The organism is Bradyrhizobium sp. CCBAU 51745, assembly GCF_028128715.1.
In the GTDB taxonomy this organism is placed as follows: domain Bacteria; phylum Pseudomonadota; class Alphaproteobacteria; order Rhizobiales; family Xanthobacteraceae; genus Bradyrhizobium; species Bradyrhizobium manausense.
The window spans coordinates 74,507-86,892 of record NZ_LBJP01000080.1 but is presented as its reverse complement, the minus strand read 5'-3'; the positions used below and the strand labels follow the sequence as shown (position 1 = coordinate 86,892).

Sequence of the window (12,386 nt, the reverse complement as noted above, 5' to 3'; positions counted from 1 at the left end):
CATGCAGTCGCAAGACAGGATCGCTGCCAAGATCGTCGTCGCAAGCCAGCATTATCCCCCGGATCCGAGCACGACCGCGGCGATCATGTCCGAGATAGCCTGCCACCTCGCCTCGACGCACGAGGTCGTCGTGCTGTCGGGCTCGCCCGGCGCGCTGCCGGCCGCGCAGACCGGCTCCGGCAAGCCGCGCGTCGTTGCCATCAAGAACCGGATCGCGGGCAAGGGGGCGCTGGTGCGCCGCGGCTTGTTCGAATTCCTGTTCGTGTTGCGCATCTTCGTCGCGCTGATGCGACAGCTGAGGCGCGGCGATGTCGTGCTGACCGTCACCGCGCCGTTCATGCTGCCTTACGCCGTTGTCGCGGCGGCGTGGATGAAGGGGGCGCGTTCGGCGCTGATCATGCACGACCTCTTCCCTGATGTGCTCGTGATGGCCGGCATGCTGAAGCCTGGTTCGTTCGTCGCGGGGGCGATGCGCGCCGGCAACAGCCTGATGTTCCACGCGCTCAATGCCGTCATCACGATCGGTCGCGATGCGGAGCGGCCGCTGCTCAGCTATGCCGGCATGACGCGCAACAAGATCCGCTTCGTCCCGAACTGGGCGACGCTGGTGCCGGCGGTGCGGCCGGTGACATCGGACAATCCGTTTCGTCAGCCGCTCGCGGCTCGCTTCATTGTCGGCTTGTCGGGCAATCTCGGTTTCACCCACGATCCGGAGATCGTGTTCGAGGCGGCCCGGCTTTTGACGGACCAGCCTGACATTCATTTCCTGCTCTCGGGCTGGGGGATCGGCTTCGACAGGCTGACGCAGTTGCAGGCGAATGCGAAATTGCCGAATGTGACTTTCGTGCCGCGGGTCGAGGATGCCGAACTCGAAAAATTGCTGGCTTCCGCCGATCTCTGGATCATTCCATACCGAAAGAACGTCGCGGGGGTGTCGGTGCCGAGCCGGTTCTATAATCTGCTTGCGGTCGGCCGTCCCGTCGTATTGGTCTCCGAGCCTGAGGCCGAAGCCGCGTTGACGGTGGTGGAGAACGGCCTTGGCTGGGTGGTGGCGCCGGGCCGACCCGATCAGCTTGCTGACGCAATCCTGATGGCGGCGACCTCCTGCGATGCTGCCATGGCCGAACGTGCGGTGAAGGCGGCATCGAAGTTCGATCGCAGCGTTGCGATGAGCGCGTATGCCGACCTGATCGAAGAATTGCTGCGTCATCCCAGCCTCTCGGAGCAACGATGACCGAGAGCAAGGGGATCGTGCTGGTGACTGGAGCGAGCGGCTTTGTCGGGCGTCACGTCGCGCCGGCGCTTGCGCGCGCGGGATGGTCGGTCCGCGCAGCGGTTCGCAGCCCGAAAGGCCTCGAGGGCGAGGTCGTCGTCGGGTCGATCGGCCCCGACACCGCTTGGGAGGCCGCGCTCGACGGCGTCGATGCCGTCGTGCATCTCGCCGCCCGGGTGCATCACCCGCGCGAGGAGCACGCGGGCGAGCTCTACCGCAACGTCAACACCGCGGGCACGCTGCACCTGGCACACTCTGCGGCGACTGCCGGCGTGCGCCGGTTCGTCTTCCTCAGCACCGCCCTCGTGCACGGCAGCAGCAATGAAGGCCGCGCCCCATTCAGCGAGGAGGACACCCTGACCCCGCGCGGCGTTTACGGCATGTCCAAGGCCGCGGCCGAGGCAGGCTTGCGCATCCTGGCGCGCGACAGCGACATGGAGATCTCGGTGATCAGGCCGCCGCTGGTCTATGGCGCCGGCGCCAAGGGCAATTTCGCGCTCCTGACGCGCGCGGTGCGTTTGGGATTGCCGCTGCCCCTTGCTGCGATCCGCAACCGCCGTGCATTCCTGTCGGTGCAGAACCTGTCGTCCTTCATCCTGCGCCGGCTGGCTGTCGCGGATCCGGCGAGCAATTTCGAGACATTCCTTGTCGCCGACAACGAGCAGGTCTCGACGCCCGAACTTGTCGAGCGTCTGGCCCGCGCGTCCGGCAAGAGCCCGCGATTGTTCGGCGTGTCGCCGGAGCTGTTGGGCCGGCTGCTCGGCCTGGTCGGCCGGCAGGACACGCATCACAGTCTCTTTGGCTCGTTCGAGCTCAACGTCTCGAAGGCGATCGCAACGGGATGGCAGCCGGAGGTGTCGCTTGACGAGGGCTTGCGGCTGGCGCTCGCCGCTCAGGAAGCCTGAGGGCGCGAGAACCGCCGTAGTATGACAGCGACCGCGATCACGCCCGCCAGGAGCGCGAGCAGCGTGACCGTCGTCGAGCCGGCGCGAACGGTCAGGATGGCCAGCCCCGCCAGCCCAAGGTTGAGCGCGAAGATCTCGCCGACCACGCGGGGGACGGTGAAGCCGTTGTCGGTGGCGCGCTGGTAGAAGTGCGAGCGATGGGCCAACCAGAATTGTTCGCGGCGCGCGATGCGGCGGAACAGCGTGATGGTGGAATCGACGAGATAATAGGCCGGCAATAACAGCGCCGCCGCGATTTGTCCGCTCCAGGCGAGCTCAAGCAGGCACCAGCCGAGCAGAAGGCCGATCGGCAGGCTGCCGACATCGCCCAGGAATACCTTTGCGACCGGCTTGTTGAACGGCGCGAAGCCGAGCAGGGCGCCGCAGAGGGCCGTTGCGAGCAGCGCTGCGGAGGAAGGGAGGTCGCCCCACCATCCGAGCAACCCGAGCGCGGCCGTGACGGGCACCACCTCCGCCACCGTCATCAGGTCGAGCCCGTCCATGAAGTTGACGAGATTCACGAACCAGACACCGCCGAGCACAATCACGCAACGCTCCAGCGCCAGCGGCAGGGCCGGCACGATGCGCGCGTCCCCGGGCGCCGTGAACACGACCGCACCGACGCAGGCTGTCTGCAGCAAGAGCCGCGTGAACAGCGGAAGCGATACCAAATCGTCGACGAACCCGACCAGGGCGATCACGATCGTCGCGAGGACGAGTGCCGCCGGGATCGTCACGAGGCCCCAGGCCGCCCAGCCCAAAGCGACCACGAGTGTCGCCAGGATGACCGCAATGCCCGCGCCCTGCGGTGTCGGAATCGTGTGCGAGGAGCGTGCGTTCGGCCGCGCCAGCGCATAGCGCTGCAGCAGGGGATGGCTGGTCCAGGTGATGAGCGCCGAGATCAGCGCGGCGACCGCAACGGCAAGCAGCGACGGCAGGATTGGAAGCGCGGTCACTCCGGGACCCCGAGCTGCGCTGAGCCCTGCGTGGCTTTCTCCGCGCTCACGATCCAGACCAGGCCGCCGACGGCGCCGACGATGAAGGAGACCGCGCCAAACAACAGCGAGACGTTGACGCCTTCGCTGGCGGCGAGCCCGGCGAAGCCGAAAGCCAGGCCCATGCTTGCCTCGCGCACGCCCCAGCCGGCGATCGAGATCGGCATCAACGTGATCAGGATCACCGGTGGCACCAGCAGGAAGACCTGGGCGAAGCTGATGGGGGCGGCGATCGACTGCACGACGCACCAGGCGATGACCGCGGTGAGCACGTGAACGAGGAGCGACAGGATCGCCACCCGCGGTCCGCGCGCCGCGTTGAAGATGACGCGATTGGCGATCACGGCACAGGCGTGGAGGTGATGGGTCGCCCACCAGGTCTTCAGCCACGACCATTTCAGCGCGCCGAAGATCAGGAAGCCGATGCCGCCGGCGAGCGCGGCGAAGTCGACCAGCAACAGCGCCGAGCGGCCGTGCGGGTCGGTGATCAGCCGATAGCTCCAGGGCAGGCTCGCGACGATGAGGATCGCCAGCGCAATCAGGCCAATCGCGCGATCGACGAAGATCGAATAGGTCGCCGCGCGCCATCCGGCGCCGGCGCGCGCGACCAGCCACAGCCGGACCGCGTCGCCGCCGATCGCGGAGGGCAGGGTCTGGTTGAAGAAGGAGCCGATCACGTTGTAGCGCATGGCGCGGGCGAGCTCGAGCGGCGCGCCGCATGCGGCGCTGACATCGCGCCAGCGCAACACGCCGATGAAGATCTGCAGGAATGTCACCGCGATCGCCAGGCCGATCCAGAGCAGGCTGGACACGGTGAAGCGCGAGACCAGCTCGGTCAGATCGACCTTGCGCAATGCCAGATAGAGCAGGGCCGCGGAGATCAGGATTTTGGCCGTCGACAGCAGGATTCGGCGCATCTCGTCCGCATGAACTGGGTTGGCGAAGGTTGAGGTCACCCGACGCCAGGCGCCGAATTCGGCCGCTTTGGTATGGTTTTGGCGCCGATCTTGCAATAGCCCTCTTGAAGCTCTCTTGAAGCCCTCTTGAGCTCTCTTGCAATGGCTCTTAAGCCCTTGTGGGGGGCCCTTTACTGTTAAAATGGCTGGCTATTGCGGCCCCCTCGGGACGCCGTCTAAAGAGACTGGCATGGCCAGTGTGGCGAAGCATGTCCTCGGATTTGCCTTCGCGGATTTACCTTGGGAACAGGATGACGGATCAGGCGATTTTGGTCACGGGAGCCGCGGGCTTCATCGGCTTTCACGTCGCCCGGCAGCTCCTGGCCGAGGGCAGGCCTGTCATCGGATTGGATAATCTCAACACCTATTACGATCCGGCGCTGAAGCAGGCGCGGCTGGCGCTGTTGCGGAGCGAGGCCGGTTTCTCCTTCGTGCAGGCCGATCTTGCCGATCGCGAGGCGATGGCGGCGCTGTTTGCGCGACATCGATTTGCCAAAGTCGTGCATCTGGCGGCCCAGGCCGGCGTCCGCTACTCGATCGACCAGCCCCACAGTTACGTCGATTCCAACCTCCAGGGCTTTCTCAACGTGCTGGAGGGCTGTCGGAACAATGGCTGTCGTCATCTCGTCTACGCCTCGTCATCCTCCGTTTACGGCGCGAACACGAAACTGCCGTTTTCCGTGCAGGACCGGGCCGATCATCCCGTGAGCTTTTACGCCGCGACCAAGAAGGCGAACGAGGTGATGGCGCAGTCCTACAGCCATCTGTACCGGCTGCCGGTCACGGCCTTGCGGTTTTTTACCATCTACGGCCCGTGGGGACGGCCTGATATGGCCATGTTTCTGTTCGTAAACGCCATCCTGGCCGGCAAGCCGATCCGGCTCTTCAACCATGGCAGGATGCGCCGCGACTTCACCTATATCGACGACGTGACCCGGGTCGTGTCCAAACTGATCGATCTTGTGCCTGCGGACAATCCGGCTGCCGCAAATGCGCCGTCTCGAACCTACAATGTCGGAAATCACCGCCCCGAAGAGCTGATGCATGTCGTCGGACTTCTGGAGCGGGAGCTGGGCCGGACGGCGATCAAAGAATTGCTGCCGATGCAGCCGGGAGATGTGGTGGAAACGTTCGCGGATGTCGAGGATTTGATGCGCGACACCGGCTTTGCACCGTCAACGCCGATCGAGCACGGGGTCCACAATTTTGTCACCTGGTATCGCGACCACTACAAGGTTTGAAACGACGATGGACAAACGCATTATCCCCCTGATCATGTGCGGTGGTGCCGGCACGCGGCTGTGGCCGGCTTCGCGCGAGGTGCGGCCAAAACAGTTCCTGCCGCTGTTCGGCCCGCGCTCGACCTTCCAGGACACGCTGCTGCGTGTCTCCGATGTGTCGCTGTTCGAGCGGCCTGTTGTCATCACCAATGCGGCGTACCGCTTCATGGTGCTGGAGCAGCTCGCCGAGATCGGCATCGAGGCCGACGTGATCCTCGAGCCGATGCGCCGCGACTCCGGTCCTGCGATCGCCGCCGGCGCGGCATTCGCGCAAAACCGCACCAGTGAAGCGATCGTGCTGGCGCTCGCCGCCGACCATGTGGTGCGGGACAATGCCGCCTTCATCGCGGCATGCCGCGAGGGCCTCAGCGCTGCGAGCACGGGACGCATCGTCACCTTCGGCGTCAAGCCGGAGCGGCCGGCGACCGAATACGGCTATATCAGCCCGGGTGAGGTGATCTCAGGCGAGGTCCACGCAGTCGCGCGCTTCGTCGAGAAGCCGGATGCGGTGAAGGCTTCGGATTACGTCAATTCCGGCTATCTCTGGAACAGCGGCAACTTCATGTTTCCCGCAAGCCTCCTGCTCGACGAATATCGCAAGGTCGATGCGGCGAGCGTGGATGCGGTGTCCGCGGCGGTGAACAATGCCGGTCGCGATCTCGGCTTCGTGACGCTGGAGCCGCAGGCTTTTGGCGCGGCCAAGGCGATCTCGATCGACTATGCCGTGATGGAAAAGACCTCGCGCGCGGCGGTCGTGCCGGTCTCGTGCGGCTGGTCCGACGTCGGCTCCTGGCGCGCGGTGTGGGAATTGTCCGACAAGGATGCGCAAGGCAATGCGGCGCACGGCACCGCCGTGTTCGAGGATTCGCGCAACTGCAACGTCACGACCGATCATGCGCTGGTCGCGCTCGAAGGCGTCGACGATCTCGTCGTGGTCGCGACCGCGGATGCGGTGCTGGTCTCGCGCCAGCAGGACGCCAACGGGCTGAAGCGCCTGATCACCAAGCTGAAGGCGGTCGCGCCCAAGGTCACCGAGGAGCATCTCAAGGTGCATCGCCCCTGGGGCAGCTATCAGTCGGTCGACAATGGCGAGCGCCACCAGGTCAAGCGCATCGTGGTGAAGCCGGGCGGACGGCTGTCGCTGCAAAAGCATCACCATCGCGCCGAGCACTGGATCGTGGTCCGCGGTGCCGCCCGCGTCACCGTCAACGAGACGGTGAAGACGGTGCACGAGAACGAGTCCATCTATATCCCGATGGGCGCGGTGCACCGGATGGAGAACCCCGGTAAAATCATGCTGGAGCTGATCGAGGTCCAGACCGGGTCCTATCTCGGGGAAGACGACATCATCCGGATTGAAGACGACTATCAAAGGTCGTAACCAGCGAACTCCGAATCACGCGATCCGGGCCCCAAAGCCTGCTTTCGGCGGCTAAGGCCCGGAGAACGTGTAACTTTTTGAATCAAATCGTGTCCGGTCAATTTGGCCGGCGTTCGCCACATCTGTGGCGCCCGTGCTAGAAGCAGCCCGGGGATTTGCGCTGAATCGGGGGTTGCTCAGATGAGTTCCATGGGATCACAGCCGGCAAAGGCCGGCCTGCGCGTCGGTGTCATCGGCGCCGGCGTGATGGGCAGCAACCATGCGCGGGTGCTCGCCGGTCTGCCCGGCGTCACCCTGGTCGGCGTGGTCGATCCTTCACCCGCGCATCGGACGCGCGCGACGGAGCTCGCCAATTGCGACAGCTTCGAGACGCTCGACCAACTCCTCGCCGAGGGCGTCGATGCCGTCACCATCGCAGCGCCGACGCATCTGCATCACGAAGTCGCGCTGGCCTGCATCGCCAGGAATATCCACGTGCTGGTCGAGAAGCCGATCGCCTCCACGGTGGAAGAGGGTCGCGAGATCGTCGCCGCCGCGCAAAAGGCCGGCGTCACGCTGATGGTCGGCCATGTCGAGCGCTTCAATCCGGCCGTTGCCGCGGTCAAGCAGGCGATCGCGGGCGAGGACATTCTCTCCATCGCGATCACCCGCGTCGGCCCGTTCCCTCCGCGCATGTCCAATGTCGGCGTCGTCATCGACCTTGCCGTACACGACATCGACCTGATCCGCTGGTTCACCGAATCCGACATCGTCGAGGTGCAGCCGCAGCTGTCGAGCGCGGTCGCCGAGCGCGAGGACATCGCGCTGCTCCAGTTCCGCACCGCCAATGGCGTGCTTGCCCACATCAACACCAACTGGCTGACGCCGTTCAAGGCGCGCAGCGTCACGGTCGCGACCCGCGGCAAATACGTGATGGGCGATTTGCTGACGCGCCAGGTCACCGAATGCTTCGGCTTCAAGCCTGACGGCAGCTATTCGATGCGGCATCTGCCTGTCGGGCATGACGAGCCGCTGCGCGCCGAGCTGATCGCCTTCCTCAAGGCCGTTCGCAACGGCGAGACCCCTGCGGTCACCGGCGACGAAGGCGTCGCCAGCCTCGAGATCGCGACGCAGTGCCTCGAGACGCCATCGCGGCCCGCAGCGACGTCGCCCGCCCGCAAAGGCCCGCGCCGCGTCGCCGGCTAACTCCCTTTCCATGTCGACCAGGCAAGAAGGCGCCAAGAACCAGATCATGAACCAGCATCTTCGTTCCGAACCGATTCCCTTCATCGACGTCGCCTCGCAGCGCCGCCGGCTCGGCGCGGAGCTCGATGCCGCCGTCAAGCGCGTGATGGACCATTGCCAGTTCGTCAACGGTCCTGAGGTCTTCGAGCTCGAGAAGCAGCTTGCGGCTTATTGCGGCGCCAAGCACGTGGTGGCGTGCTCCAACGGCACCGATGCGCTGCTGATGGTGCTGATGGCGAAGAGCGTCGGGCCCGGCGATGCCGTGCTGTGTCCTTCCTTCACCTTCATTGCGACCGCCTCGCCGGCGGCACGGACCGGCGCGACGCCTGTTTATGTCGACGTCGATGAGACGACCTTCAACATGGACCCGGAATCGCTCAAGCGGGGCATTGCGGCTGCGCGCAAGGCCGGCTTGAAGCCTGTGGCGGTCATTCCGGTCGATCTGTTCGGACAGCCGGCCGACCACGATGCCATCGCCGAGATCGCCGCGTCCGAAGGACTCTTCATCATCGATGACGCCGCGCAAGGTTTTGGCGCAAGCTACAAGGGTCGCAAGCTCGGCACCTTCGGGCTCGCCACCACGACCAGCTTCTTCCCGGCAAAGCCGCTCGGCTGTTTCGGCGACGGCGGCGCGATCCTGACCGATGACGACGAGCTCGCGGCGACGCTGCGCAGCATCCGCGTGCATGGGCAGGGCGTCGACAAATACGACAATATCCGCCTCGGCCTCACCGGCCGGCTCGACACCATGCAGGCCGCGATCCTGATCGAGAAGCTGAAGATCTTTGACGACGAGATCGCCGCCCGCAACAAGGTCGCGGAGCGCTACGCGCGCGGCCTCTCCAATGTGGTCACGGTGCCGCGTCTGGCGCCGGGCAATACCTCGGTCTGGGCGCAGTACACGATCCGCCTGCCTGAAGGCACCGACCGCGACGGCTTCGCGGCTGCGCTGAAGGCGCAGGGCGTGCCGACCGCGGTCTATTACGGCAAGTCGATGCATCAGCAATCCGCCTACAGGCAGTATCCGATCGCGGAGGGCGGCCTGCCTGCCTGCGAGAGCCTGTCGCAAGACGTCATCAGCCTGCCGATGCACGCTTATTTGACCGAAGCCGATCAGGAGCGAATCATCGCCGCCGTGCACGGCGCGCTCGCTAGGTGAGGTTCACCTCTCCCGCTTGCGGGAGAGGTCGGATCGCGCGAGCGATCCGGGTGAGGGCTCTCTCCTCTGGGAGAGTCTTCGTTGTCGAGACACCCTCTCCCCAACCCTCCCCCGCAAGCGGGGGAGGGGGCGCACTTCCGTCGCGGTTTGCATCTAGACCTAATCGCGCCATGCTCTAGAACAGTCCGCATGCTCGGACGCATCTTCACGGTTGGTGGTTACACGCTGCTCTCGCGGCTGACGGGGTTTGCCCGCGACATCATGCTCGCGGCGATCCTCGGCGCCGGCCCTGTGGCCGACGCCTTTTTCGTGGCGCTGCGACTGCCCAATCATTTCCGCGCAATCTTCGCCGAGGGTGCCTTTAACGCCGCCTGGGTGCCGGCCTATGCACATGTCCATGGCGAGAAGGGGGAGGCTGCGGCACACCTGTTCGCCGACCGCATCTTCACGCTGCTGCTGGCCTCTCAAGTTGTGCTGCTGATCGTCGCCTGGCTGTTCATGCCTCAGGCCATGAGCATTCTGGCGCCAGGCTTTTCCGAGGACGCCGAGCAGCGCAAGCTCGCGATCGAGCTGACCCGGATCACCTTTCCCTATCTGCTGCTGATCACGCTGGTGACGCTCTATGGCGGCATGCTGAACGTGATGCAGCGCTTTGCCAGTGCCGCCGCCGCGTCGATCTTCCTCAACGTCGCGATGATGATGACGCTGGCGGTCGCCGTCTGGTTTCCGACCGCCGGCCATGCTGCGGCCTGGGGCGTCCTCATCTCGGGCTTCCTGCAATATTTCCTGCTCGCCGGCGATCTCGCCCGCCATGGCGGTCTGCCGCGCTTCGCGCCGCTGAGGCTCGACGAGGACGTCCGCAGCTTCTTCAAGGCGCTCGGGCCGGCCACACTGGGCTCGATGGGGACGCAGATCGCGCTGTTCGCCGACACCATCATCGGGACCTTCCTGCCGGCAGGCGCGCTGTCGGCGCTGTACTACGCCGACCGTCTCAATCAATTGCCGATCGGCGTCATCGGCATCGCCATCGGCACGGTGCTGCTGCCGGAAATGTCGAAACGGATCACGGCCAACGATCACGACGGCGCGATGAAGGCGCAGCGCCGCGCCTTCGATTTCACGCTGCTGTTCTCGATCCCGTTCGTCGCGGCCTTCCTGACCGTGCCCGACGAGATCATGCGCGCGCTGTTCGCCCGCGGCGCGTTCTCCAAGGCCGATGCAGTTGCCGCCGGCGGCACGCTCGCAGCCTATGCGATTGGCCTCATTCCCTTCGTGCTGATCCGCAGCGCGGTCGCGACCTTCTACGCCCGCAAGGATACGGCGACGCCAGTGCGCGCTTCACTGACCGGTATTGCGGTCAACGTCGCGCTGAAAGTCGCCCTGATGGGCTCGCTGGCCCAGATCGGCCTTGCGCTCGCGACCGCCGTCGGCGTCTGGACCAATCTCTTGCTGGTGCTGTTCTTCGCCGTGCGGCGCGGTTTTCTCGTGCTCGACCGCGCCTGGCTGATGTCGCTCGGCAAATTCCTGCTGACCGGGATCCTCCTCGCCGCGGCGTTCTGGCTGATCGCGCGCGCCAGCGGGTCTGCGCTAGATGCGATGCGCTTCCACGATGAGGTGACTCTGGTCCTGCTCGCCGTTGGCGGCACGATCGTCTACGCGCTCGCGATCCTCGTGCTGTTCGGCCGCAGCTGGCTGGTCTCGCTGGTGCGCGGTTAGACCCGAGCGAATGGTCGGCATTCAACTCGCCAGTTTTCTCTCCTTGGCGAACGGGCTGAGACCAAGCCAGGTTTGCATCGAGGACGCGATTTGCCGGTCGCCGGTCAGAAGCATCCGACGACTGTCCACGGCCGCCCGGACCGTGTCGAGCCCCATCCAGATTGCAGTCATGCTGCGCAGATCGACGGAAATATAGAGGTCGACGTCAAATCCGGGATCGACCGAGCACAGGTCGACGCCCTCCTTGGGATCGACGATCAGCCACCAGTGTCGTTGCGTCGCCGAAAGCTCGGGGTAGACGAACTGGATGATGTTTCGCCGCCTGGGCATCGGCGTCGGATTCAGATTTCGCCGCATATCCCACATCAGCAGTTGAACGTCGAGGTGCTGGAGCGACAGGTCGGCCTTGATCCGGCGTTGGCCCCAGATTCCAAATCCTTCGACGATGGGAGTGAGTTCACGTCCCGCCGGGGTCAGCCGATATTCATAGAGGCCAGGCTCCGAAGCCAATGCTTCCCGCGCGACAATCCCCGCCGACTCGAGATCCTTGAGCCGCTGCGATAGCAGCGCGGGCGACATCCGGGGAACACCACGTCGCAGATCATTGAAGCGCGTCGAACCGGCCATCAGCTCCCGCAGCAGCACCACAGTCCAGCGTGTACACAGAACCTCGGCGGCCATCGCGACGGGACAGAACTGCTTGTAGCTGCCAGCAGCCATGTTCTCTCTCCTGGTGGACCATTTGCGAACGTACTGCGGAATTCGCAGGGGCTTCCAGTTCAAAATCTGTACCGGCATCGATTCAGTTCGTGAACTAGTGGCGCGCAGAGGGCCCTTGCTACCTCTCAGCATGCGGATTTGGACCGCTCCACCGGGCTTGAAGGACCGCCGCGTCGCGTCGGCCGGGAGCCTCATGGCATCAACTCACAATGACAGGGTAATTGCGATGACAAGGATTTTCTGCAGGCCCAGGCTCTCCATGGCGAGCGTTGCGATGTTCGGCACGGTGTTGCTCCACTCGGGCACAGCATCCGCCGCTGTGGCCACGATCAGCCGCAGCGTTGACGTGAAGGCGGCTGCCCGGGACGTCTGGTCGCTGATCGGGCCGTTCTGCGCGATCAAGGATTGGCTGCCCCCGGTGGGTCAGTGCATCGAGGACGGCAAGGCGCCATCGACGCGCATTCTCGTCACGAAGGACGGAAAGGCCGCTTTCGTCGAGACGCAAGTCGCCCGGAATGAGGCCGAGTACAGCTACTCCTACAAGTTCCTGACGAGCCCGCTGCCCGTCTCGAACTACACCGCAACGATCAAGGTGACCGCGAAAGCCAATGGCGCTTCCACCATTACCTGGGAACGGCTCCTATACGCCCGAGCCAGGGCAGGAGAAGGCCGCGAGCGAAGCGTTGCTCGGCGTCTATGAAGCGGGCCTCGCTGAAATCCAGGCAAGATTCGCGAAAT

General features: G+C 64.9%; 11 protein-coding genes. 8 read left to right on the top strand and 3 right to left on the bottom strand.

The annotated features are described in order from the left end of the window. Position 1 precedes the first annotated feature (1 nt). Both XH98_RS21885 and XH98_RS21880 read left to right on the top strand, forming a co-directional pair. Positions 2–1,234, top strand: coding sequence for a glycosyltransferase family 4 protein (locus tag XH98_RS21885; RefSeq protein ID WP_271619892.1), 1,233 nt, complete (start codon positions 2–4; stop codon positions 1,232–1,234). Next, on the top strand, positions 1,231–2,178 hold the full coding sequence (locus tag XH98_RS21880; RefSeq protein WP_271619891.1) for an NAD-dependent epimerase/dehydratase family protein: 948 nt from the start codon (positions 1,231–1,233) through the stop codon (positions 2,176–2,178). Before XH98_RS21885 ends, XH98_RS21880 begins: the two co-directional genes overlap by 4 nt. Here XH98_RS21880 and XH98_RS21875 read toward each other — a convergent pair. Together XH98_RS21875 and XH98_RS21870 are read right to left on the bottom strand one after the other, a co-directional pair. After that, a complete protein-coding gene (locus XH98_RS21875) occupies positions 2,166–3,173 on the bottom strand; it encodes an MraY family glycosyltransferase (RefSeq protein ID WP_271619890.1) in 1,008 nt (335 codons plus the stop codon). The two genes, XH98_RS21880 and XH98_RS21875, sit on opposite strands and share 13 nt — an antisense overlap. After that, on the bottom strand, positions 3,170–4,129 hold the full coding sequence (locus XH98_RS21870; protein ID WP_271619889.1) for a lysylphosphatidylglycerol synthase transmembrane domain-containing protein: 960 nt from the start codon (positions 4,127–4,129) through the stop codon (positions 3,170–3,172). The genes XH98_RS21875 and XH98_RS21870 overlap by 4 nt, the downstream gene beginning before the upstream one ends. 290 nt (positions 4,130–4,419) lie before the next feature. Here XH98_RS21870 and XH98_RS21865 point away from each other — a divergent pair, with 290 nt between their 5' ends. The 5 genes from XH98_RS21865 to murJ all read left to right on the top strand — a co-directional run bounded on the left by XH98_RS21865 (position 4,420) and on the right by murJ (position 10,928). Next, the gene (locus tag XH98_RS21865) at positions 4,420–5,409 is read left to right on the top strand and encodes an SDR family NAD(P)-dependent oxidoreductase (protein ID WP_271619888.1); all 990 of its coding nucleotides are present in this window, start codon (positions 4,420–4,422) and stop codon (positions 5,407–5,409) included. A 7-nt stretch (positions 5,410–5,416) separates the two neighbouring features. Next, on the top strand, positions 5,417–6,829 hold the full coding sequence (locus XH98_RS21860; protein ID WP_271619887.1) for a mannose-1-phosphate guanylyltransferase/mannose-6-phosphate isomerase: 1,413 nt from the start codon (positions 5,417–5,419) through the stop codon (positions 6,827–6,829). A 180-nt stretch (positions 6,830–7,009) separates the two neighbouring features. Next, positions 7,010–8,014 carry a Gfo/Idh/MocA family protein gene (locus XH98_RS21855; protein ID WP_271619886.1) on the top strand — a complete coding sequence of 335 codons (1,005 nt, stop codon included), beginning with the start codon at positions 7,010–7,012 and terminating at the stop codon, positions 8,012–8,014. A 10-nt stretch (positions 8,015–8,024) separates the two neighbouring features. Then, complete coding sequence (locus XH98_RS21850) at positions 8,025–9,212, top strand: DegT/DnrJ/EryC1/StrS family aminotransferase (RefSeq protein ID WP_271619885.1); 1,188 nt, start codon at positions 8,025–8,027, stop codon at positions 9,210–9,212. Between the two features lie 189 nt (positions 9,213–9,401). Continuing rightward, the gene (gene murJ / locus XH98_RS21845) at positions 9,402–10,928 is read left to right on the top strand and encodes a murein biosynthesis integral membrane protein MurJ (protein WP_271619884.1); all 1,527 of its coding nucleotides are present in this window, start codon (positions 9,402–9,404) and stop codon (positions 10,926–10,928) included. Positions 10,929–10,949: 21 nt separating this feature from the next. On the opposite strand, the gene XH98_RS21840 is transcribed toward murJ, so the two are convergent. Further along, entirely contained in the window at positions 10,950–11,648 is a 699-nt protein-coding gene (locus tag XH98_RS21840) for a winged helix-turn-helix transcriptional regulator (protein WP_271619883.1), read from the bottom strand. 274 nt (positions 11,649–11,922) lie between these two features. On the opposite strand from XH98_RS21840, the gene XH98_RS21835 reads away from it, so the two are divergent. Beyond that, complete coding sequence (locus XH98_RS21835; RefSeq protein ID WP_271619882.1) at positions 11,923–12,348, top strand: SRPBCC family protein; 426 nt, start codon at positions 11,923–11,925, stop codon at positions 12,346–12,348. The last annotated feature ends 38 nt before the right edge of the window (positions 12,349–12,386 follow it).